This window comes from Streptomyces sp. NPDC048659 (assembly GCF_040650575.1).
Lineage (GTDB): Bacteria > Actinomycetota > Actinomycetes > Streptomycetales > Streptomycetaceae > Streptomyces.
Genome location: NZ_JBEZHM010000016.1, coordinates 37106 through 59706, shown reverse-complemented (window position 1 = coordinate 59706; position 22601 = coordinate 37106). Strand labels below are relative to the sequence as shown.

20 protein-coding genes are annotated in these 22601 nt (G+C 74.2%); 10 read left to right on the top strand and 10 right to left on the bottom strand.

The annotated features are described in order from the left end of the window. Positions 1 to 30: 30 nt before the first annotated feature. On the top strand, positions 31 to 2211 hold the full coding sequence (locus tag AB0C99_RS15005) for a 3-hydroxyacyl-CoA dehydrogenase NAD-binding domain-containing protein (RefSeq protein WP_362474765.1): 2181 nt from the start codon (positions 31 to 33) through the stop codon (positions 2209 to 2211). Here AB0C99_RS15005 and AB0C99_RS15000 read toward each other — a convergent pair. Then, complete coding sequence (locus AB0C99_RS15000; RefSeq protein ID WP_362474763.1) at positions 2192 to 2950, bottom strand: MerR family transcriptional regulator; 759 nt, start codon at positions 2948 to 2950, stop codon at positions 2192 to 2194. The genes AB0C99_RS15005 and AB0C99_RS15000 overlap by 20 nt on opposite strands. Positions 2951 to 3116: 166 nt before the next feature. Beyond that, positions 3117 to 3734 carry a TMEM175 family protein gene (locus AB0C99_RS14995; protein WP_362474760.1) on the bottom strand — a complete coding sequence of 206 codons (618 nt, stop codon included), beginning with the start codon at positions 3732 to 3734 and terminating at the stop codon, positions 3117 to 3119. 112 nt (positions 3735 to 3846) lie between these two features. Between AB0C99_RS14995 and AB0C99_RS14990 the strand changes: the two genes are divergently transcribed. Further along, positions 3847 to 4329 carry a macro domain-containing protein gene (locus AB0C99_RS14990; protein WP_362474757.1) on the top strand — a complete coding sequence of 161 codons (483 nt, stop codon included), beginning with the start codon at positions 3847 to 3849 and terminating at the stop codon, positions 4327 to 4329. An 82-nt stretch (positions 4330 to 4411) separates the two neighbouring features. Then, positions 4412 to 4879, top strand: a complete 468-nt coding sequence (locus tag AB0C99_RS14985; RefSeq protein ID WP_362474754.1) for a hypothetical protein — start codon at positions 4412 to 4414, stop codon at positions 4877 to 4879. Positions 4880 to 4892: 13 nt separating this feature from the next. Here AB0C99_RS14985 and sph read toward each other — a convergent pair whose 3' ends face one another. After that, positions 4893 to 5897 (bottom strand): sphingomyelin phosphodiesterase, encoded by a 1005-nt coding sequence (gene sph, locus AB0C99_RS14980; protein WP_362474751.1) that lies wholly within the window; start codon positions 5895 to 5897, stop codon positions 4893 to 4895. A 174-nt stretch (positions 5898 to 6071) separates the two neighbouring features. Between sph and AB0C99_RS14975 the strand changes: the two genes are divergently transcribed. Both AB0C99_RS14975 and AB0C99_RS14970 read left to right on the top strand, forming a co-directional pair. Beyond that, entirely contained in the window at positions 6072 to 6557 is a 486-nt protein-coding gene (locus tag AB0C99_RS14975) for a hypothetical protein (RefSeq protein WP_362474748.1), read from the top strand. A gap of 199 nt (positions 6558 to 6756) precedes the next feature. Continuing rightward, positions 6757 to 7668: an oxygenase MpaB family protein gene (locus AB0C99_RS14970; RefSeq protein ID WP_362475001.1), complete on the top strand. Its 912-nt coding sequence runs from the start codon at positions 6757 to 6759 to the stop codon at positions 7666 to 7668. Here the strand turns inward: AB0C99_RS14970 and AB0C99_RS14965 are convergent. The 6 genes from AB0C99_RS14965 to AB0C99_RS14940 form a co-directional block, all read right to left on the bottom strand. Next, complete coding sequence (locus tag AB0C99_RS14965) at positions 7637 to 9007, bottom strand: GH1 family beta-glucosidase (protein WP_362474745.1); 1371 nt, start codon at positions 9005 to 9007, stop codon at positions 7637 to 7639. The two genes, AB0C99_RS14970 and AB0C99_RS14965, sit on opposite strands and share 32 nt — an antisense overlap. Before the next feature lie 108 nt (positions 9008 to 9115). Then, on the bottom strand, positions 9116 to 9946 hold the full coding sequence (locus AB0C99_RS14960; protein WP_362474742.1) for a carbohydrate ABC transporter permease: 831 nt from the start codon (positions 9944 to 9946) through the stop codon (positions 9116 to 9118). Beyond that, complete coding sequence (locus AB0C99_RS14955) at positions 9943 to 10857, bottom strand: sugar ABC transporter permease (protein WP_362474739.1); 915 nt, start codon at positions 10855 to 10857, stop codon at positions 9943 to 9945. Before AB0C99_RS14955 ends, AB0C99_RS14960 begins: the two co-directional genes overlap by 4 nt. 134 nt (positions 10858 to 10991) lie before the next feature. Continuing rightward, entirely contained in the window at positions 10992 to 12275 is a 1284-nt protein-coding gene (locus tag AB0C99_RS14950; protein ID WP_362474736.1) for an extracellular solute-binding protein, read from the bottom strand. A 111-nt stretch (positions 12276 to 12386) separates the two neighbouring features. Continuing rightward, positions 12387 to 13412: a LacI family DNA-binding transcriptional regulator gene (locus tag AB0C99_RS14945; RefSeq protein ID WP_362474733.1), complete on the bottom strand. Its 1026-nt coding sequence runs from the start codon at positions 13410 to 13412 to the stop codon at positions 12387 to 12389. A 277-nt stretch (positions 13413 to 13689) separates the two neighbouring features. Further along, positions 13690 to 15267, bottom strand: a complete 1578-nt coding sequence (locus tag AB0C99_RS14940; RefSeq protein ID WP_362474730.1) for a M1 family metallopeptidase — start codon at positions 15265 to 15267, stop codon at positions 13690 to 13692. Between the two features lie 201 nt (positions 15268 to 15468). Here AB0C99_RS14940 and AB0C99_RS14935 point away from each other — a divergent pair, with 201 nt between their 5' ends. After that, entirely contained in the window at positions 15469 to 17562 is a 2094-nt protein-coding gene (locus AB0C99_RS14935) for a Xaa-Pro dipeptidyl-peptidase (protein ID WP_362474727.1), read from the top strand. Continuing rightward, positions 17559 to 18860, top strand: a complete 1302-nt coding sequence (locus AB0C99_RS14930; protein ID WP_362474725.1) for a M14 family metallocarboxypeptidase — start codon at positions 17559 to 17561, stop codon at positions 18858 to 18860. The genes AB0C99_RS14935 and AB0C99_RS14930 overlap by 4 nt, the downstream gene beginning before the upstream one ends. A gap of 181 nt (positions 18861 to 19041) precedes the next feature. Here AB0C99_RS14930 and AB0C99_RS14925 read toward each other — a convergent pair whose 3' ends face one another. Beyond that, entirely contained in the window at positions 19042 to 20034 is a 993-nt protein-coding gene (locus AB0C99_RS14925) for an FAD-dependent oxidoreductase (RefSeq protein WP_362474722.1), read from the bottom strand. A 66-nt stretch (positions 20035 to 20100) separates the two neighbouring features. Here AB0C99_RS14925 and AB0C99_RS14920 point away from each other — a divergent pair, with 66 nt between their 5' ends. The 3 genes from AB0C99_RS14920 to AB0C99_RS14910 are packed head-to-tail and all read left to right on the top strand — an operon-like array spanning position 20101 to position 22510. Next, complete coding sequence (locus tag AB0C99_RS14920) at positions 20101 to 21738, top strand: ABC-F family ATP-binding cassette domain-containing protein (protein WP_362474719.1); 1638 nt, start codon at positions 20101 to 20103, stop codon at positions 21736 to 21738. After that, positions 21738 to 22106 carry a hypothetical protein gene (locus AB0C99_RS14915; protein WP_362474716.1) on the top strand — a complete coding sequence of 123 codons (369 nt, stop codon included), beginning with the start codon at positions 21738 to 21740 and terminating at the stop codon, positions 22104 to 22106. Before AB0C99_RS14920 ends, AB0C99_RS14915 begins: the two co-directional genes overlap by 1 nt. After that, entirely contained in the window at positions 22103 to 22510 is a 408-nt protein-coding gene (locus AB0C99_RS14910; RefSeq protein WP_362474713.1) for a hypothetical protein, read from the top strand. Before AB0C99_RS14915 ends, AB0C99_RS14910 begins: the two co-directional genes overlap by 4 nt. Positions 22511 to 22601 lie beyond the last annotated feature (91 nt).

The following is a 22601-nucleotide window of genomic DNA, read 5'->3' as shown; positions in this document are numbered from 1 at the left end:
TCCGAACCCCCTTACGGAGAAGCAGCAGCCATGAGCGAGAGCACCACCATCCGCTGGGAGCGGGACGAGACCGGTGTCGTCACCCTCGTCCTCGACGACCCGAACCAGTCCGCCAACACCATGAACCAGGCGTTCCGCGCCTCCATCGCGGCGATCGCCGACCGCGCGGAGGCCGAGAAGGACTCGATCCGGGGCTTCGTCTACACCTCCGCCAAGAAGACCTTCTTCGCGGGCGGCGACCTCAAGGACATGATCAAGGCCGGCCCCGAGGACGCCCAGGCGATCTTCGAGGCGGGCATGGAGATGAAGCGCGCCCTGCGCCGCATCGAGACCCTCGGCAAGCCCGTCGTCGCCGCCCTCAACGGCGCCGCGCTCGGCGGCGGCTACGAGATCGCCCTCGCCTCCCACCACCGGATCGCCCTCGACGCCCCCGGCTCCAAGATCGGCCTGCCCGAGGTCACCCTTGGCCTGCTGCCCGGCGGAGGCGGCGTCGCCCGTACCGTACGCCTCATGGGCATCACGGACGCCCTGCTCAAGGTGCTGCTCCAGGGCACCCAGTACAACCCGAGGCGCGCGCTCGACAACGGCCTGGTGCACGAGCTGGCCGCCACCCCCGAGGAACTGCTGGCCAAGGCCCGCGCCTTCATCGACGCCCACCCGGAGTCGCACCAGCCCTGGGACGTGCCCGGGTACAAGATCCCCGGCGGCACCCCGTCGAACCCGCGCTTCGCCGCCAACCTCCCGGCCTTCCCGGCCAACCTGCGCAAGCAGCTCAACGGCGCCCCGTACCCGGCCCCGCGCAACATCATGGCGGCGGCCGTCGAGGGCTCCCAGGTCGACTTCGAGACCGCGCTGACCATCGAGAGCCGGTACTTCACCGAGCTGGTCGTGGGCCAGACCGCGAAGAACATGATCCAGGCGTTCTTCTTCGACCTCCAGGCCGTCAACTCCGGCGCCAACCGCCCCCAGGGCGTCGCCCCGCGCGCGGTCCGCAAGGTGGCCGTCCTCGGCGCCGGCATGATGGGCGCCGGCATCGCGTACTCCTGCGCCCGCGCGGGCATCGAGGTGGTCCTCAAGGACGTCTCCGCGGAATCCGCCGCCAAGGGCAAGGCGTACTCCGAGAAGCTGTGCGCCAAGGCGGTGGCCAAGGGCCGCACCACGCGGGAGAAGGCCGACGCCCTCCTCGCCCTCATCACTCCCACCGGCGACACCGCCGGCCTGGCGGGCTGCGACGCCGTCATCGAGGCGGTCTTCGAGGACACCGCGCTCAAGCACAAGGTCTTCCAGGAGATCCAGCACGTGGTGGCGCCCGACGCGCTGCTCTGCTCCAACACCTCCACGCTCCCCATCACCGACCTCGCCGAGGGCGTGGAGCGCCGCGCGGACTTCATCGGCCTGCACTTCTTCTCACCGGTCGACAAGATGCCGCTGGTCGAGATCATCAAGGGCGAGGAGACCGGCGAGGAGGCCCTGGCGCGCGCCTTCGACCTGGTCCGCCAGATCAACAAGACCCCGATCGTCGTCAACGACTCGCGCGGCTTCTTCACCTCCCGCGTCATCGGCCACTTCATCAACGAGGGCGTCGCCATGCTCGGCGAGGGCGCCGAACCGGCCTCCGTGGAGCAGGCGGCGGCCCAGGCGGGCTACCCGGCGAAGGTCCTCTCCCTCATGGACGAACTGACCCTCACCCTGCCTCGCAAGATCCGCAACGAGACCCGGAAGGCCGTCGAGGAGGCGGGCGGCACCTGGGTCTCGCACCCCGGCGAGCTCGTCATCGACCGCATGGTCGACGAGTTCGGCCGCACCGGCCGCAGCGGCGGCGCGGGCTTCTACGACTACGCGGAGGACGGAAAGCGCGGAAGGCTCTGGCCGGGCCTGCGCGAGCACTTCACCAAGCCGGACGTGGCCATCCCCTTCAAGGACATGCGGGAGCGGATGCTCTTCGCGGAGGCCCTGGACACCGTCCGCCTCGTCGAGGAGGGCGTCCTGACCTCGGTCGCCGACGCCAACATCGGCTCCATCCTGGGCATCGGCTTCCCGGCGTGGACCGGCGGCGTGCTCCAGTACGTGAACGGTTACGAGGGCGGCGTCGCCGGATTCGTCGCCCGCGCGCGCGAACTCGCCGCCACCTACGGCGAGCGCTTCACCCCGCCGGCCCTCCTGGTCGAGAAGGCCGAACGGGGCGAGGTCTTCACGGACCGGGCGTCCTGAACGCCGACCTGAGCTCCTCGCTCAACGACCGCTGAAACGCGGTGACGAGGGCCTGGATCACCATCGGCTGCATGTCCGCCGAGAGCGACTTCATCGCGCTCAGGTGATCCGGGTCCTCCCCGCTCTCCCGGTACGGGTTCCACACCTGCTCCCGGAAGAGCCGGGCCAGCTCCTGCGCGGCCTCCCGCGCGTGCTCCAGCAGCACGGTCCGGGAGGCCAGGATCGTCTCGTGCCCGATCGGCACGTCCAGCAGCTCCACCCCGAGCCGCAGCAGCGACCCGTCGAGCCGGAACACGTCGGGCCCCGACCCCTCCGCCAGCACCCCCATGGCGGCCAGCCGCTCGACGTCCCGCTCCCCGAGCACCCGCCCGGCCCGCCGCTCCAGCTCCCGCCGGGTGATCTCCTCGGCGGACTCGGGCGCCCAGGCGGCGACCAGCGCCCGGTGCACGGCCAGGTCGCGCGCGCTGAGATCGGCGGGCAACTGCTCCAGATACCGCTCGATCGCCGCGAGCGTCATCCCCTGCCGCCGCAACTCCTCGATCAACGCGAGCCGCGACAGATGCCCGGCCCCGTACCACCCGACCCGCCGCGCCCCGATCACCGGCGGCGGCAACAGCCCGCGCGTCCCGTAGAACCGCACGGTCCGCACGGTCACCCCGGCCCGCGCGGCCAACTCGTCGACGGTGTAGACGTCCCCGCCCGCCCCGTCCCCCTGGCCCTCACCGCTCGGCTGCTCCATGGTTCAACAGTATTGCTGTCTCACCAGCTCTGTAAAAGATGTGGACGGTCCACATCGCACCTGACCTCGCCAGACGCGGTTGAACGTGTTCAACGAATCTGGCAAGGGCGTGATCCATGCGCGGGTCGCCGCGACGGCGGACGGTGCGCGCCCTCCGGCGCCCCGCTCAGCGGCCGTGCCCGACCCGGCGGGCGAGGCCGAGGACGATGGGGGCCGCGAGCCAGCACAGGTAGGCGGCGGTGCCGGCCAGGAAGGCCACCGGGATCGAGAGCGCGAACACGGCGGCCAGGCAGAGGCTGCGGACCAGGGTCGCGTCGAAGGCGCCGGGCGGGGTGTCCGGGGCGTACAGGCGGGCGCGCCGGATCTCGCGGACGGTCAGGGCGAAGGCCGCCGACGCCAGGACCTGGACCAGCGCGTACAGGCTGAAGCGGGGCGCGAAGGCGCTGTCGGTGGTGATCACGCGGGTCGCGAACGGCATGAGGACCTGCATGAAGAGCCAGGCCAGCGTCAGGGTGATCAGACGGCTGTCCAGGGCACGGACCGAGCGGAAGACCTCGTGGTGGGCGCGCCAGTGGGCGGAGATCACCACGAAGCTGATCACGAAGGCCAGGTAGTCCTTGCCGTGGTCCCCGACCGAGTCGAGCATGGCGCGGGTGGTGTCGCCCGAGGGGACGGGCAGGTCCAGCGCGAGCAGGGTGAGCGCGATCGCGACCGCCGCGTCGACGAACGCGGTCAGCCGGTCGACGGCGCGCGCCTGCGCCGCGCCGGGGGTGTGGGTCGTCATCGAGAGGATCAGCTCCCTGTCGCTCGGGCGCCGGGGACGCGGGGGATCCCACGGGCAGGACGATCATGACGCGTCGAGGGGCGATGTCAGTGGCGACTCGTACGGTGAGGGCATGACGGGGATCGATTACGTACGGGGGGACGCCACCGCGCCGGGCGGCAAGGGCGTCAAGATCGTCGCGCACGTCTGCAACGACCTGGGCGGCTGGGGGAAGGGCTTCGTCCGGGCCGTCTCGGCCCGCTGGCCGGAGCCGGAGACGGCCTACCGGCGCTGGCACCGCGAGCGCGCGGGCAACGGCTTCGGGCTCGGCGCGGCGCAGTTCGTGCAGGTCGGGCCGTATCTCTGGGTGGCGAATCTGGTGGGGCAGCGGGGGATCCGCACGAGCCGGAGCGCCGGGCCGCCCGTGCGGTACGAGGCGATCGACGCGGCCCTCGGCCCGCTCGGCGACAAGGCGCTGGAGCTGGGCGCCTCCGTGCACATGCCCCGGATCGGCTGCGGGCTCGCGGGCGGGACCTGGGAGCGGGTCGAGCCGCTGATAGCCGGGCGTCTGGTGGCGCGGGGGATCGCGGTCACGGTCTACGACTTCGGCGGGTAGGGGCCCCGGCGGGGCGCGGCGCGGGGCCGGCACTAGAGTCGGGCGCCTGTTCGTATGCGGGTGGCCGGCAGGGGGGAAGGGTATGCAGGCGCGACTCAGGGAGAAGGCGGTCGAGTTGGCCGCGGTGCTCTGGAAGGAGCACACCGTCTACCGGGAGCGCGGCGGCGGCGTGGTGATCCGCGGCGAGCACGTCGGGCGCTGGATCAGCCTGGCCCCGACCGGGGGACGGGACCAGGCCCTGGTGCGGGCCGGGCGGATCCTGGACGGGGGGACGACCGCCCCGGCGCGCCTGGAGGCGGTGGTCGACCTGACGGCCGGGACGTCCGAGCTGGCCGCGGTCTGCCGGCGCCTGCTCGCCGAGACGGCCGCCGACCCCGGCCAGGCGCGGGGGCCGCGCCCGGACCGGGCCGCCCGGAAGGCGGCCCGGCGGACGAAGGCGCCGCGCCCCCGGCGGAGCCGGCACACGAGCCTCGGCTCCTGGATCGCGCTGCTCTGCGTCGCCGGGGTCGTGGCCCTCTGGGCGTACAGCGTCTTCGGGGCGCTGTATTAGGAGGGGACCAGCGTCAGTTCGTCGCGAATGCCGTCACCGGGTAGTGGTCGGACAGGTTGCTGTACGTGTAGCTCTTGCCCCAGCTCGTGACGGTCCAGGGCGCGCTCTGCTCCAGGACCACGTCGTTCGTCCAGCCGGCCGGGCGCGCGTTGCCGGCGCGGAAGAGGACGTAGTCCAGGTCCTCGCGCGGGTCGGTCGGGTAGCGGTCGTTCGCGATCGAGTTCCGGGCCGTGTCGAAGGAGTACGGGTGCCCGGTGCGGGCGTCCGCGCCGACCAGGTCCGCGTCGGCGAGCATCGTCGCGTACTCCGGCGTACGCGAGTCCACGTTCATGTCGCCGGCCACGATGACCTGCTCGTTCGCCGGGATGTTCTTCGCGTCGAGGAAGGCGTCGATGCTCTTGAACTGCCGGCTGCGCATCTGCGCCGCCTCGCCCGCCGAGCAGCCCGGGTCGGTGGACTGCGCGTGGGTGCCGACGACGTGCACCTTGGTGCCGTTGACGTCGAGCACCGCGTAGACGAAGCCCTTGTTCGACCACCAGTCGGCGCCGCACGCGTCCTTGTAGACGTACTGCTCCTTGCGGATCACCGGCCACTTGCTGAGCAGCGTCACCCCGCCGTCCTCGGGGGTGGTGGCGGAGTAGGCGCCGCCGGTGGCGTCCCAGCCCGACTTCGAGCGGCCGACGACGGGCGTCTGGTACGGGTAGCGCGCGGCGGCGTTCGCCTTGAGGGCATCGGAGGCGGAGTTGTCGAACGCCTCCTGGAGCACGACGACGTCGTTGCCCTGGAAGAAGGGGGCGGCCGGGATGGCGGCGGCCCGGTGGTCCTGGCCCCAGTTCGGGTAGAGGTTCTTCGACATCAGGAAGGTGTTGTACGTCAGCACCTTCAGGCGCGGCGTCGTCGCGGCCTGGTCGGCGGCGGGGGCGGCCGAGGCGGCCGGGCTGAGCGCGGCGAGACCGGCGGCGGCGAGCACGACGGACAGGGCTGCGCCCGGGACGCGGCGGTGCGAGCGGAACGGCACTGGGAACTCCCGTGAAATGATGGGGGGTTGGAGGACCGGCGCCGCACATCAAAGCAGCCGTAGTTACCTTCCGGTAGCCATTGGGTGCCGCGAATCTTGCGCGGCCCGCACGAACGCGCCAACTCTCGGCCATTTGTCCGAATAGTCGCTTTCGCGACCAGGTAAGATGGGCCCATGACCCTCGCGCAGAACTCGCAGATCTTCAACACGGACCTCGGTCCGCTCAACCCGGTGTGGGCCGAGCTCATCATCGGCTTCGTGGTCTTCGGCGTCACCTTCCTCATCATCGCCAAGGGGATCCTCCCGAAGATCAACCGCACCCTCGCCGAGCGCGAGGACGCCATCGACGGCGGCACCGAGCGCGCCGACGACCTGCGCGCCGAGGCCACCGCGATCCGCGAGCAGTACGAGGCCGAGCTCGCCGAGGCCCGCCACGACGCCGCCCGCATCCGCTCCCAGGCCACCGAGGAGGGCGCCGCCGCCATCGCCGCCGCCCGCGCCGAGGGTCTGCGCGAGCGCGAGACGATCCTGGCCGCCGGCTCCGAGAAGATCGCCGCCGAGCGCGCCGCCGCCGAGCGCGAGCTCACCGCCGACGTCGACGCCTGGGCCCACGCCCTGGCCGGCCGCATCGTCGGCGAGCCGGTCGGCGCCCAGCGCTGACGCACCACGCGCCTGCCCGTACGGGGCCGCGTCCCGGGCCCACCGCCCGGGACGCGGCCCCGCGTCATATCCGGCCGCGCCCACCGCGCCCGCCCCGCCCGTCCCGCCGCGGCCGGGCGGTCCGGGTCGGCGAGAACGAGAGGAACCACCCGTGACGGACCGCACCGACCCGGGCCCGGCAGCCCCCACGGGACCCGCGATACCGGCGGCCACCACCGCCCCCGCGCGACGGCCCCGCCCCGCCGGCCCCCTCCCGCCGCCCGTCGGCGGCGTCCTGTGGAGCGTCGCCGGAGACGTCCGCGCCCTGCTCATGCTGCCCGCCGCGCTCACCATGCAGGTCGCCCACCCCGCCATCGGCGCCGGCGTCGACGCGCACTCCGTCTTCCGCACCGACCCCTGGGGCCGCGGTGAGCGCTCCCTGCGCTCGCTCCAGCTGTGGATCTACGGCGGGGAGGCCGCCGCCGAGGAGGGCCGCAGGCTCCGGGCGCTGCACAAGGAGATCCAGGGCACCGACGCCCACGGCCGCCGCTACCACGCGCTGACCCCCGCCTACTACGCCTGGGTCCACGCCACCGGCTACCCCGTCTACCGGCACGGCCTGCGCTACCTCGCCCGCCCCCTCACCGAGGCCCAGGACCGCGCCCTCTACACCGAGTGGCTGCGCGTCGGCCGGATCCTCGGCATCCACGACCGGGACATGCCGGGGACCATCGAGGAGTTCTGGCCCTACTACCGCCGGGTCCTCGCCGAGGAGCTGGAGGCCACCGTCGTCGTCCGCGAACTCCTCGCCACCGACCAGCCCGTCCCCGCCCCCGACCGCGGCCCGCTCCCCGTACGCCTCGCCCTGAAGGCGCTCTGGCCGCTGCTGCGGCGCCCGTTCCTGCGGGTCCGGGCCTTCCTCACCGTCGGCCTCATGCCGCCGGACGCGCGCGAGGCGATCGGCCTGGAGTGGACCGCGGCCCAGGAGCGGCGGCTGCGCCGGCTCGCCCGGGTCGTCCGGGCCGTGGTGCCCGTCCTCCCCGAGCGGCTGCGCTACCTGCCGCTCGCACACGAGGCCCGCCGCGCCGCGCGGTCCGGGGTCAGCGGGACGGCGGCCCGTTCCGGGCGATGACCTCCCCGTACCAGCGGAAGCTGTCCTTCGGCGTGCGGCGGCCGGTCGGGAAGTCCACGTGGACGATCCCGAACCGGCGCCCGTACCCGTGCGCCCACTCGAAGTTGTCCAGCAGCGACCACACGAAGTAGCCGCGCAGGTCCACCCCGTCGGCCAGCGCCCGCCCCGCCGCCGCCAGATGCGCCGCCAGGTAGGCCACCCGCTCCGGGTCGTGGACCGCGCCCTCGGGGTCCGCGTAGTCGTCGTACGCGGCCCCGTTCTCCGTGATCAGCAGCGGTACGCCCGGCAGCTCGTCGCGCAACCGGACCAGCAGCTCGTACAGCCCGTCCGCGTCCACCGGCCAGTCCATCGCGGTGCGCGGCCCCGGCAGCGGCACGAAGCGCACGTGCCCGGCGGCCCCCGGCCACGGGGACGGCGAGGCCGAGGAGCCCGCGGCGACGACGGCGGGGGAGTAGTAGTTCACCCCCAGCGAGTCGACCGGGGCGGAGATCGCCGCGAGGTCGCCGTCGTGGACGAAGGACCAGTCGGTGAGCGGGGCCGTGTCGGCCACCAGGTCCGCCGGCAGCCGCCCGTGGAAGACCGGGTCCAGGAAGATCCGGTTGCCGACCGCGTCGATCCGGCGCACCGCGTCCCGGTCCTCCGGCGCGTCCGAGGCGGGCCGCAGCGCGTGCAGGTTCAGCGTCAGCGACACCTCGGCCGAGGCGGGCAGCGCCGCCCGCAGCGCCCGTACGCCCAGGCCGTGCGCCAGGTTCAGGTGGTGCGCGGCGCGCAGCGCGGCCCGGTCGTCGGTCCGGCCCGGGGCGTGCTCCCCGGAGCCGTAGCCGAGGAAGGCGGCGCACCACGGCTCGTTGAGCGTGGTCCAGGTGCCGATCCGGTCGCCCAGCGCCTCCGCCGCGCGCCCCGCGTACTCCGCGAAGCGCTCCGCCGTCGCGCGCTCCGGCCAGCCGCCCGCGTCCTCCAGCTCCTGCGGCAGGTCCCAGTGGTAGAGCGTGGCGACCGGCCGGATCCCGGCGTCGAGCAGCTCGTCGGCCAGCCGCCGGTAGAAGTCGAGGCCCTTCTGCGACACCGGGCCCCGGCCGCCCGGCAGCACCCGCGACCAGGAGAGCGAGAAGCGGTAGTCGGTGAGGCCGAGCTCCCGCATCAGGGCGACGTCCTCGCGCGTGCGGTGGTAGTGGTCGGTGGCGGTGTCGCCGGTGTCGCCGTTGCGCACCTTGCCCGGGGTGCGGCTGAAGGTGTCCCAGATCGACGGGGTGCGGCCGTCCTCGGACGCGGCCCCCTCGACCTGGTAGGCGGCGGTGGCCGAGCCCCAGCGGAAGCCGGCAGGGAAATGAGCGTTCATGAGAGGAAAACTCCCGGTATCGGAGAAAGGGCACGGAGGACGGCCCGCACGGCGGAGTCCGGCCGACCGGGCCCGGGCGCCTGCGGCCCCGGGCCCGGCCTGTGCGGCTCAGCCCTTGACGGCGCCCCGCATGATCCCGCCGACGATCTGCCGGCCGAGCAGTCCGAAGACCAGCAGGACGGGGAGGGTGCCGAGCAGGGTGCCCGCCATGACGACGGACTGGTCGTGGACGTAGCCGCCGCCGAGCTGGCGCAGCGCGACCTGCACGGTCGGCTCCCGCGAGGAGAGCGCGACGATCGGCCAGAAGAAGTCGTTCCAGGAGCTCATGAAGGTGAGCAGCCCGAGCACGGCCATCCCGGGGCGGGCCACCGGCACCACGATCGACCAGAAGATCCGGGCGGAGGAGGCCCCGTCCGTCCGGGCCGCCTCGATCAGCTCGTCCGGCAGCGCCCGTACCAGGAACTGGCGCATGAAGAAGACCCCGAAGGCGGACACCAGCCCCGGCAGGATCACCGACTGGAGCCGGTCCACCCAGCCCAGCTCGGCGATCAGCATGAAGAGCGGGATCACGCCGAGCTGCGGCGGGATCATCATCGTGCCCACGGTGAGCGCGAGCAGCGCGCCCCGGCCGCGGAAGCGCAGCTTGGCGAAGGCGAAGCCGGCCAGGGTGCAGCACAGCACCGTGCCGACGGTGATCGAGCCGGACACCAGCAGCGAGTTGAGCAGCGCCCTGCCGATGTCGGCCTCGTCGAGCACGGCCCGGATGTTGGGGATGAGGTTCGGCCCCGGCAGCAGGCTGGGCGGCACCTTCGCCAGGTCGGCGTTGGAGCGGGTGGCGGCGACCAGCGTCCAGTAGAACGGGAAGGCCGAGACCAGGACGGCGAGGACGAGCACGGCGTACGCGACGGGGCCGGCGCGGCGGCCGGTCCGGGCGCTCACGCCGCCGCCCGCGCGGACGCGTCGCGCCGGGAGCGGCGCCGCGCGAGGAGCGCGTGCGCCCCGACGAGCGGCAGGATCAGCAGGAACATCAGCCAGGCCACCGCCGCCGCCCGGCCGAGGTGGAAGAAGCCCCAGCCCTGCTCGTACAGATAGAGCCCGAGCGTCTGGTACTGGTGCGAGATCCCGCCCGACACGGAGCCCTGGTAGAGCAGCGGTTCACCGAAGAGCTGGGTCGCGCCGATCGTCGAGACGACCACGGTGAAGACGATCGTCGGCCGCAGTCCCGGCAGTGTGACGTGGACGAACTGGCGCAGCCGCGAGGCCCCGTCCACCTCGGCCGCCTCGTACAGCTCGTCGGGGATCGACTGCATCCCCGCCAGGTAGATGAGCGCGTTGTAGCCGGTCCAGCGCCAGACGACGATCGAGGAGACCGCCGCCTGCGAGGCGAAGGTGCCGTCCTGCCAGTCGACGGGGCCCGCCCCGGCCAGCGAGAGGAGGTAGTTGACCAGCCCGAAGTCCCGCCCGAAGAGCTGGGCGAAGACGAGGGTCGCGGCGGCGACGGAGGTCGCGTACGGCAGCAGCATCGCGGTGCGGAAGAAGGTCCGGCCGCGGAGCCGGTAGTGGAGCAGATGGGCGAGCCCGAGCGCCATCAGGAGCTGCGGGACCGTGGACAGCACGCCGATGACGACGGTGTTGCGCACCGCTCCCCAGAAGAACTCGTCGGTGAGCAGGGCCGTGTAGTTGCCGAGCCCGCGCCACTCCATCGCGCCGGGTGACTGGAGCTCGACGCGGTGGAGGGAGACGAAGGCGGTGTAGAGCAGCGGGAAGAGCCCGAAGGCGGCGAAGAGGGTGAGGAACGGCGCGAGGAAGGTGTACGGGGACACGGTGCGCCACAGCCGGGCGAGGGTCACGGGAGGGGCCCTTCGGAGGGGGTGGGGCCGGGGAGACACGAGGACGGGGAGGGGCGCCGGGACCAGGGTGCGGGCGGTCCGGGGCCGCGTGAGGCCAACGCGCGGGCGGTCCGGGCGAGGCCGCCGCTCCCCGGTCAGCCGATCGCGTTCTCGACGCCCTTCCGGGCGTGGGACCACGCCTCGTCCGGGGCGGTGCCCTTGCGTTCCACCTCGCTCAGCGCGTTGGTGATCTGGTCGGCGACGTTCTTGTCGTGGACCCCGAGCACCTGCACCGGGGCCGCCTTCGCCGCCTCGCCGAAGATGCGGCCGATCGGGGCGCCCGAGAAGTACGGGTCGGTGGCGTCCGCGATCTGCGCGATGGCCCCGGTGGACGAGGGGAAGTTGCCCCGCTCGCGGAAGAGGCGGGCCTGCTGGGCGGGCGCGGTGAGCCAGCTGATCAGCTCGTACGCCTCCTTCTTGTGCTTCGCCGCGCGCGGTACGGCGAGGAAGGAGCCGCCCCAGTTCCCGGCGCCGCCGGGCAGCCGGGCGATGTCCCAGGTGCCCTTGCCCGCCTCGCCCGCCTGGCCCTTGATGTAGCCGAGCATCCAGGCGGGGCAGGGCAGGGTGGCGAAGGAGCCGGCGGCGAAGGCTTGGTTCCACTGCGGGGACCACTGGTCGAGCTTGGCGCTGAGCCCGTCCCCGGCTGCCCGCACGGCGGTGTCCCAGGCGCGCCGCACCGGCGGATTGTCCGCGTAGATCAGCTTGCCGGAGGCGTCGTAGTAACGCTCCTTCTCCTGGCCGACCATGACGGTGTAGAGGCTGCCGACGCTGTCGAGCCAGGCGCTCTTGCCGGGCGCCTTCGCCCGGTACTGCCGCCCGAGCTCCAGATAGCCCTCCCAGGTGGACCAGCGGGAGGCCAGCTCGGTGCGGTCGGTGGGCAGTCCGGCCTTCGCGAGGAGGTCCTTCCGGTAGCACATCGCCTCGGGGCCGATGTCGGTGCCGAGGCCGAGGACCGCGCCGTCCGGCGCGCTCGCGGCGGCCCAGGTGGCGCTCGCGAAGCCGTCCTTGAGCTTGTCCGCGCCGTACGCGCGCAGGTCCTCGAAGCGTTCGCCCTGCTGTTGGGTGACGGAGGCGATCCGGCCCACCTCGACCGCCTGCACGTCGGCCGTCCCGCCGCCGCCCGCGAGCCGGGTCTGGAGCGCCTTCCAGTAGTCCTGCTCGTCCTCGGTGTCGGTCTGCTTGATCGTGATCCCCGGGTGGGCCTTCTCGTAGGCGGCGTAGAGGCCGGCCTCCTGGTAGCCGAAGGAGCCGAACAGATCGATGGTGACGACGGTCTTCCCGCCCGCCGACCCGGATCCCGCGCCGCCCCCGCCGGACGAGCATCCGGCGACCAGCGCCCCGACGAGTACGGCCGCGGCGGCGGCTCGGACAGTGCGCATAGGGGCCTCCCTTGGCTCCTGGCTGCCGATCGCCCATTGAGAGCGCTCTCAGGACCTGCCCGAGGAGCGTGCCGTCTTTGCCGGGTTCACGTCAAGAGGTCCGGCGCGACATCACGCCGAGGCGCGCCGCACCAGCTCCGTCGGGGTGATCAGGGCCCCGGCCCGCTCGCCGTCCAGCGCCCGCATGAGCTGACGCACCATCAAACGACCCATGCCCTCGATGTCCTGACGGACCGTCGTCAGCGGCGGCGCGGTCGTCTCGACCACCGCCGGCATGTCGTCGAAGCCGACCACCGCCACGTCGTCCGGCACCCGCGCGCCCCGCTCCCGCAGCACCTCCAGCGCGCCCGCCGCCATCAGGTCGTTGGCCGCGAAGACCGCGTCGAGGCGGGTGCCGCGTTCGAGCAGCGCGGCCATCGCCCGCGCGCCGCTCGCGCGTGTGAAGTCGCCGTCCGCCACCAGCTCCGGCACCGCGTCCGGGAGTTCGTCGTGGTAGCCGTGCAGCCGGTCCAGCGCCGAGGTCTGGTCGCGCGGGCCCGCGATGTGGGCGATCCGCTCCCGCCCGAGCGCCCGCAGATGGCGCACCGCCGCCCGCGCCCCGCCCCGGTTGTCGCAGTCGACGTACGGCACCTCGGGCCGCCCGTCCGGGCCGGTCCAGCCGGGGCGCCCGCCGAAGACGGTGGGGACCCCGGCGCGCCGGATGATCGCGGGCAGTTCGTCGTCGTCGTGCAGCGAGAACGCGAGCGCGCCGTCCACGTGCCCGCCGCCCAGATAGCGCGCGATCCGCTCGTGGTCGCCGCTGTCCTCCACCCAGAGCAGCACCAACTGGGCGTCGAAAGTCGTCAGTTCACGGCTGATGCCGCGCACCTGACGCTCGAAGAAGGGGTCCGAGAAGATCCGGAACTCCGGCTCGGCGATGATCACGGCGACCGCCCCGTTGCGCCGGGTCACCAGCGTGCGCGCCGCGTGGTTCGGCACGTAGCCCAGCTCGTCGACGGCCTTGCGGACCTTCTCCACCAGGGTGTCCCGCACACCCGCGCCGCCGTTCACCACGCGCGAGACCGTCGCCCGGGACACGCCCGCCCGCGCGGCGACCTCCTCCAGGGTGGGGCGCCCACCGGGCGGGGTTGCGCTCAAGGCCGGCTCCTCGGGGCGTCGCGGCGGTCGGTGCTGACGCCACGAGGGTAACCGCTCGGCCCGGCGCCGGGCGGGCCGCCCGGGAAAGCGCTCTCCGCGTACGGCGGGCCCGCCGCGTACGACGGGCCCGCCGGTCCCGCCCCCCTTGGCGAGAGGGGGGCGGGACCGGCGGGCGTCGTGTGCGGTCCCCGGGCCGGGGGCCCGGCCCGGGTTGTCCGGCCCGGGGACCGCGGCTCGGGGACCGCGGCTCGGTGTCCGGGGTTCAGCGGCCCGGGACTCAGTGCCGGTCGTTCTCGTGGATCGTGTTCGTCTCCGCGATCTTCTTCCAGGACTTCGGCGCCACCGGCTGCACCGTCGCGGTCTTCGCCGCGCCCTTCGCGGCGCGGGCCGCCGATTTCGGCGCGGAAGCCTTCAGGCCCGCCTCGGCCGCCGCCGGGGCGGCGGGCTTCACCGGCTGGTAGAGCCAGGTGTCGAAGAGGCCCGCCAGCGGCTTGCGCGAGACCTTCTCCGCGTACTTCACGAAGTCCGAGACCTTCGCGTTGCCGTAGGCGTACTGCTGCGGCCAGCCCTTGAGGATCGCGAAGAACGCCTCGTCGCCGACCTCGTTGCGCAGCGCCTGGAGCGCCAGCGCGCCCCGGTCGTAGACCGCGATGTCGAACTGCGCGTCCGGGCCCGGGTCGCCCGGCTTCACGGTCCAGAACGGGTCGTCCGCCGCGCGCGTCTGGTACACGTAGTCGGCGAGCTCCTGGGCCGTGCCCTCGCCCTCCTTCTCCGACCACAGCCACTGGCTGTAGCGGGCGAAGCCCTCGTTGATCCAGATGTCCTTCCAGTCGGCGACCGAGACGCTGTCGCCGTACCACTGGTGGGCCAGCTCGTGCACGACCACCGAGACGTTCGCCCCGTTGGCGAACTGGCGCGGGCTGTAGAACGGCCGGGTCTGCGTCTCCAGCGCGAAGCCGCTGGTCACGTTCGGCACGTAGCCGCCAAGGGAGTTGAACGGGTACGGGCCGAAGACCGACTCCAGCCACTCCGCGACCTCGGTGGTGCGCTCGATAGAGGCGCGGGCCGCCCCGGCGTTCGCGCCCAGGTCCTTGCTGTACGCGTTCAGGACCGGCAGGCCGTTCGCCGTCTTGTCGGTGGTGATGTCGAACTTGCCGACCGCCAGCGTGGCCAGATACGTCGCCTGCGGCTTGTCCGAGCGCCAGTTGAAGCGCGTCCAGCCCAGCTTCGAGGACTGCGACTGGAGCACGCCGTTGCTGATCGCCTGGTGACCGTCCGGCACCGACACCGACACGTCGAAGGTCGCCTTGTCCAGCGGGTGGTCGTTGGACGGGAACCACCAGACGGCCGAATCCGGCTCCTGCGCGGCGACGCCGCCGTCCGGCGTACGGGCCCAGGCCGACCAGCCGCCTATCTTCACCTCGGACGGCTTGCCCGCGTAACGGACCACGATCGAGACCGACTTGTTCTTCTCCAGCGGTGCCGCCGGGGTCACCACCAGCTCGTGGTCGCCGGCCGTGGTGAACTTCGCGACCCGCCCGTTCACCCGCACCTCGCTGACCTTCAGGCCGAGGTCGAGGTTGAAGCGGGACAGGTTCTGCTTGGTGGTGGCGATCAGCGTCGCCGTGCCCTCCAGCAGGTCCGTCGCGGGCTGGTACTTCAGTCGCAGGTCGTAGTGCGACACGTCGTAACCGCCGTTGCCGCTGGCGGGGTAGTAGGAGTCGCCGATGCCCGGGGCGCCGGGGGTGCTGCTTTCTCCGGGGGATACCCCCGGACCCCCGGCGGCGGCCGATGCCGGGATCGCCAGCAGCAGGCCGGCCGCGAGGGCGCTGGGAACGATGATTCTGCGGTGCACGGGTGCTCCCCAAGTGATGAGAACGGTAAGACGCACGGGTGGTCGTCGGTCCTTAGCGAGACTATTCAGCCCGCCGACGCCCCGTCACGTCCAGAGCACCCCCTGTCACATGATCGCCATTCGGCCGACACGAACCCCACGCACCGGATGTCCCGGTCGGCACTCTTTTGCTGGGCGGGCGCCCGGGGTACGTTCCGCCCCATGCCGATACGTGCGCGGAGAACCCGCGGAGCCCGTCTGTCGTGCGGAACCCTGGCCGTCGCCGCCACGGCGGCCCTGCTGGCCGCCTTCGCCCCGGCCGCCGGAGCGCAGCCGGCCGGCGCCCAACGGGCGGCGGACCCGGCGGCGCTCGCCCGACCGGCGGCCCTCGCCCAGCCGGCCGCCCTCGCGGGACCGGACACCGCGACCCGCCCCGGCGGCGTCCGGGAGTCCGCGCCCGTCTTCTCCTACGCCGACGCCGTCCGCGAGTCCGTCTGGGTCGACACCGGACTCGACGGCGACGCCGACGGACGCGCCGACCGGGTCGCCGTCGACATCGTCCGCCCCCGCGAACCCGCCGCGGCCGGCCGGAAGATCCCGGTCATCATGGACGCCAGCCCGTACTACGCCTGCTGCGGCCGGGGCAACGAAGGCCAGCGCAAGACCTACGACGCGGACGGCAAGCCCGTCCAGTTCCCGCTCTACTACGACAACTACTTCGTCCCCCGCGGCTACGCCTTCGCCGCCGTCGACCTCGCCGGCACCAGCCGCTCCGACGGCTGCGACGACGTCGGCGGACGCTCCGACGTGCTCTCCGCCAAGGCCGTCGTCGACTGGCTGAACGGGCGCGCCCGCGGCTACACCAGCCGCACCGGCGCCGAACGCGCCCGCGCCACCGGCTGGTCCACCGGCAACGTCGGCATGATCGGCAAGAGCTGGGACGGCACCGTCGCCAACGGCGTGGCCGCCACCGGCGTCGAGGGCCTGCGCACCATCGTCCCGATCGGCGCGATCTCCTCCTGGTACGACTACTTCCACTCCCAGGGCGCCCCGCTCTACGACGCCAACCCCAGCTGGCTCTCCGACTACGTCAACAGCCCCGACGCCAAGGCACGTTGCGCCGCCGTCCAGGACCGGATCACTCGGGCCACCCCGTACACCGGCGACTGGACCCCCGCCTGGAGCGAGCGCGACTACGTCGCCGACGCCCGCAAGGTCAAGGCCAGCGTCTTCGTCGTGCACGGCCAGCAGGACCTCAACGTGCGCGCCAACCAGTTCGGCCAGTGGTGGGACGCCCTCGCCGCCAACGGCGTCGAGCGCAAGATCTGGCTCTCCCAGACCGGCCACGTCGACCCCTTCGACTTCCGCCGCGCCGACTGGGTCCGCACCCTGCACCGCTGGTTCGACCACCACCTCCTCGGCTACGACAACGGCATCGACCGCGAGCCGATGGCCGACGTCGAGCGCGCCCCCGACCGCTGGACCACCGACCGCGTCTGGCCCGCCCCCGGCACCGCCGCCACCGTGCTGCGCCCCGCCACCGGCACCGCCCCCGGCGTCGGCGTCCTCGACCGCGACCGCGCCCCGCGCGGCACCACCGAGACCTTCACCGACGACCCCGCCCTCAGCGAGCTCGACTGGGCCGCCGACATCGACCGCTCCACCCCCGCCAAGGCCGGCTTCAGCACCGGACCGCTCGGCCGCGACCTGCGGATCTCCGGCTCCTCCACGGTGACCGTCACCGCCACCCCGACGACGTCGACCGCCCACCTCAGCGCCGTCCTCGTCGACCTCGGCCCCGCTACCATCCGCGCCTACAACGAAGCCGGCGAGGGCATCACCACCCTCACCGGCCGCAGCTGCTGGGGCGCGAGCACCCCCGGCGACAGCGCCTGCTACAAGGACACCGAGGCGCGCACCGCCGACGTCGGCCACACCGTCGTCAGCCGGGGCTGGGCCGACCTCGGCACCTGGGCCGACCCGGGCCGGGGCCGCCCGCTCACCCCGGGCAAGGCGTACGAGATCACCCTGAAGCTCGCCCCCACCGACCACGTCGTCCCCGCCGGACACCGCCTCGCGCTGATCGTCGCGGGCACCGACAAGGACCTCCTCGACCCGCCGTCCACCCGCCCGACCGTCACCCTCGACCTCTCCCGCACCTGGGCCCGGGTCCCGCTGGTCGGCGGCGCGCGCGCCTTCGACCGGGCGACCACCGGTGACCCGGCCCGCCGCGCGGGCGTTCAGTCCGGTGACGTCCCGGCCGGCCGCGCCGCACCCGCGCGGACCGGCGCCCCGATCCCCGGCGAGGCCCGATGACCCGAACCGTCCGTACCCGCCGGCGCGCGCTCACCCTCGCGGTGGGCGCCGCCCTCGCCCTGCCGCTGCTCGCCACCCCCACGGAGGCGGCCGGCGGCGGGGCCCCGCCCGCGCCCCCGCGGACCGGCTTCGAGAGCAGCGACGGCGCCCGGTGGACCACCGAGGCCGAGGAGACCGCCTTCCTCGCCGCCCTGGACCGGGCCGCGCCGCGCCTCACCGTCCGCGAGATCGGCACCACCCGGCAGCACCGCCCGATCCGCCTCGCCGCCCTCGGCACCGGCCCCGCCACCGTGCTCCTCGTCTGCTCCCAGCACGGCGACGAGCCCGCGGGCCGCGAGACCTGCCTGAGCACCCTGCGGGACCTGGCGTACGACGAGTCCGCCGCGACCCGGCGGTTCCTCGCCCGCACGACCCTGCTCGTCGTCCCCAACGCCAACCCCGACGGCCGCGAGGCCGACACCCGGGGCAACGCCGACGGCGTCGACATCAACCGCGACCACCTCGCGCTGCGCACCGCCGAGACCCGGGCGCTCGCCGCCGTGCTGCGCGACCGGCGGCCCGAACTCGTCTACGACCTGCACGAGTACGGGGCCACCCCGCCGTACTACGACAAGGACCTGCTGGCCCTGTGGCCGCGCAACCTCAACACCGACCCGCGCGTCCACGCCGAGTCCCGCACCCTCTCCGAGGCGTACGTGCGCCCGGCCGGGGCGCGCGCCGGGTTCGGCACCGGCCTCTACGGCATCTGGACCGACCCGCTCACCGGCGAGCCGATCAAGCAGGTCGCGGGCGACGGCCAGGAGCGCATCCTGCGCAACACGGCCGGGCTCAAGCACGCCGTCGGCCTGCTCGTGGAGACCCGCGAGGACGCCCGCGACCAGGCCGAACGGGACGACCCGGCGCTGAACCACCGTCGCCGGGTGGCCACCCAGAAGGCGGCCCTCAAGGGCCTGTTCGGCTACGCGGAGGCCCGCCGCGGCCCCCTCGCCGAGGCCACCGCCCGGGCCCGCGCCACCGGCTACGCCGACCGAGGCCCGATCCTCCTCGGCGGCGCCGACAACGACCCGGCCGAACCGGCCGAGATCCTCCACGACCCGCCCTGCGGCTACCGGCTGACGGCCGAGCGGTACGCGGAGTACAAGGACGAACTGGCCCTGCACGGCCTGGTCGTCAGGCAACGAAAGGACGGCACCGCCCTCGTCCCCCTCCGCCAGCCCCAGCGCGCCCTGGCCGCCCTGCTGCTCGACCCCAGGGCCACGTACGCGCTGACACCGGGGGAGCCGCTGGAAACCTGCTGAGCCCGGGGCGCGGGTCGCCGGGGCGCGCGGGTCACTGGGGCGCGCGGGTCACTGGGGCCCAGGGCTCCGGTGGCCTGGCGGCCCGGGTGGCCCAGTGGCCCGGGTGGCCTCGCGGCCCGGGTGGCCTGGCGGCTCCGGTGGCCGGGCGGCTCCCCGGCGGTACCGCCGCCCCGCCGCCCCCTCACCCCCCGCACACCAGGTCCGCCGCCCGTTCCGCGCACCCCCAGGCGACCGTGACCCCGGCGCCGCCGTGGCCGTAGTGGTGGACCAGCAGGCCGCCGTCCGGGCGGCGCTCCGCCTCGATGCGGACCCCGCCCGTCCGCGCCGGGCGCAGGCCCACCCGGTGGCCCAGGATCCGGGCGTCCGCGATCTCGGGGCGGACCAGGGCGCAGCGCGCGACGATCCGCGCCGCGACCGCCGGGTCCGGCGTCAGGCTCTCGTCGTCCTCCTCGGCGGTGCCGCCCAGGATCAGCCGGCCCGGCTGCGGGAAGAAGTACGTCGTCTTGTCCGAGGCGCCGTCGGCGGCCGTGAACCAGCTCCCCACCCCCGGGTCCTCCACCAGCACGAGCTGCCCCCGCACCGGCCGCAGCCGGGGGTCCGGGACCAGCTCGCGGGCGGCGAGCCCGGTGCAGTCGACCACCGTCCGGGCCTCGGCGGCGGCCTCCGCGAAGCCCGGACCGGTCACCGTCCGGCGCTCGAAGGAGCCGCCCAGCTCCGTCAGCCGCGCCACCAGCCACGCCAGGTGGACCGGCATGTCGATCAGCGGCAGCCGGGCGGCCAGCCCCACCGCGTACGGCCCCGGCACCTCCTCCGGGGGAAGCTGCCGCAGCCCGGGGACCTCCTTCGCCCAGGCGCCGAGCCCGTCCAGGAGCGTGCCCGCGTGGACGCCCGGCACCAGGCGCACCCCGGTCGCCGCCGGATCGCCGGCCAGCTCCGCGTACCGCCGCAGCGAGACCAGCGACCAGGCGCCGACCTCCGCCGCCGGTTCGATCCGATACGGCCACCACAGGGCGCCCGCCACCGCCGAGGTCGTCGCCGCCACCGGGTCCCGGGACCAGACCCGGACCCGCACCCCGCGCTCGGCGAGCCGGACCGCCGTCGTCAGCCCGACGACCCCGCCGCCCACCACGATCACACCGCTGTCCCCGCTGTCCCCACCCCGGTCACCGTCCATGACCGGGACGGTACAGACCAGCCCCGGCCCACCGCACCCCCGCCCTCACCTAGGATTCATCACCTGATGACTGCCACTCTCGTCGCCAAGAACCTCGCCGCCGGCCACGGCGACCGCTCCCTCTTCTCCGGGCTCGACCTCGTCGTCGCCCCCGGGGACGTCATCGGCCTCGTCGGGGTCAACGGGGCCGGGAAGTCCACCCTGCTGCGGCTCCTCGCGGGCCTCGACACCCCCGAGGACGGGGAGCTGCGGCTCTCGCCGCCCACCGCGACCGTCGGGCACCTCCCGCAGGAGCCCGAGCGGCGCGAGGGCGAGACCGTCCGCGCCTTCCTGGCCCGCCGCACCGGCGTCGCCGCCGCGCAGACCGCGATGGACGAGGCCACCCAGGGCCTCGTCGACGGCACGCCCGGCGCCGACGACGCGTACGCGATCAGCCTGGAGCGCTGGCTCGACCTCGGCGGCGCCGACCTCGACGAGCGGGCCGAGGAGGTCGCCGCCTCCCTCGGCCTCACCGTCGGGCTCGACCAGCCGATGACCGGCCTCTCCGGCGGCCAGGCCGCCCGCGCCGGCCTCGCGTCCCTCCTGCTCTCCCGCTACGACGTCTTCCTCCTCGACGAGCCCACCAACGACCTCGACCTCGACGGCCTGGAGCGCCTGGAGTCCTTCGTGCAGGGGCTGCGCGCGGGCACCGTCGTCATCAGCCACGACCGCGAGTTCCTCACCCGCACCGTCACCAAGGTCCTCGAACTCGACCTCGCCCAGCAGCAGATCACCCTCTACGGCGGCGGCTACGAGGCGTATCTGGAGGAGCGGGACACCGCCCGGCGGCACGCCCGCGAGGACTACGAGGAGTACGCCGACAAGAAGGCCGCCCTGGAGGGGCGCGCCCAGATGCAGCGCAACTGGATGGACAAGGGCGTCCGCAACGCCCGCCGCAAGTCCTCCGACAACGACAAGATCGGGCGCAAGCTGCGCGGCGAGTCCAGCGAGAAGCAGGCCGCGAAGGCCCGCCAGACCCAGCGCATGATCGAGCGCCTGGACGTCGTCGACGAGCCCCGCAAGGAGTGGGAGCTGCGCATGGAGATCGCGGCGGCCCCGCGCTCCGGCTCGGTCGTCGCCACCCTGCGCGAGGCCGCCGTGCGGCGCGGCGACTTCTCCTTCGGTCCCGTCTCCCTCCAGGTCGACTGGGCCGACAAGGTCGCCATCACCGGCGCCAACGGGGCCGGCAAGTCCACCCTGCTCGCCGCGCTGCTCGGCCGGCTGCCGCTCGACTCCGGCGACGCGGCCCTCGGGCCCGGCGTCGTGGTCGGCGAGGTCGACCAGGCCCGCAAGCTGTTCCATGGTACGGAGACCCTCCTGGAGGCGTTCTGCGCGGCCGTCCCCGACACCGAGCCGGCCGAGGTGCGCACCCTGCTCGCCAAGTTCGGCCTCAAGGCGGACCACGTGCTGCGGCCCGCCACCACCCTGTCGCCCGGCGAGCGCACCCGCGCCGCGCTCGCCCTGCTCCAGGGCCGGGGCGTCAACCTGCTCGTCCTCGACGAGCCGACCAACCACCTGGACCTGCCCGCGATCGAGCAGCTGGAGTCCGCCCTCGACGCGTACGAGGGCACCCTGCTGCTCGTCACGCACGACCGCCGGATGCTGGACGCGGTCCGCGTGACCCGGCGCGTCGAGGTCGCCGACGGCAAGGTGACGGAGCTCTGATGACGGGCCTCGCGGGCGGCCGGGGCCCGGACGCCTCGGGCGGTCCGGCCTCCTCCGGGTGGCCGCCCGCCGCCCAGGGGGTCTCCTTCGGCCGGGGACCGGCGGAGGCCCGGGGTCCGGCCCCGGCCGCGCCGCCCGCCGCCCCCGGCCCGGCGCGGCCCGCCCGGCCCACCCCGACACCCGAGGCGACCGCGGCGGCGACGCCGTGGGACGCCCCGGAGGACCCGGCCGCCGCCTTGCGGGGCTGCGACCCGGGCCGTGAACTGTACGCGTACGGCCGTCCCCGGGACGTGGAGGTGGCCGCCGAGCTCGACTCGCCGGCCGTCGTCCCCGTGCCCGTGGGCGGCGCATTCCAGGAGGCACCATGACCGACGACGAGCGCCTGACGCGCCTGATCGAGATGCTCGACGACCCCGAGGCCGACGTCGACGCGACCATCGACCTCGCCGAGGCCCTCGCGGCCGACGGCGGCCCGGCCCTGCTCCCGCGGCTGGAGGCCGAGCTCGACCGCGCCGTCGAGGACCGGGACTCCTACGGCCGCGAGCTCCTCGGCGGCGTCATCGCGGCCGTCGGCGGCGCCGAGCGCCTGCCGGTCCTGGTCCGCGCCTCCGCCGCCGACCTGGGCGACGACCAGGACGGGCTGGCCGACGAGATCGTCGGCCTCGTCCAGGCGGACCCGGCGGCGGCCCGGCGGCTGCTCCAGCCGCTGACCGAGGACGAGGACCTCACGGTCGCCAACCGGGCGGACTGGGCGCTGCGCTTCCTGCCGTAGCGGCCGTCACCGCCCGCGAACGCCGGCGGACGCCTGCGAAACGCCCGCGAGCGCCCCGCGAGCGCCCCTCGAACGCCCGCGAAACGCCCGA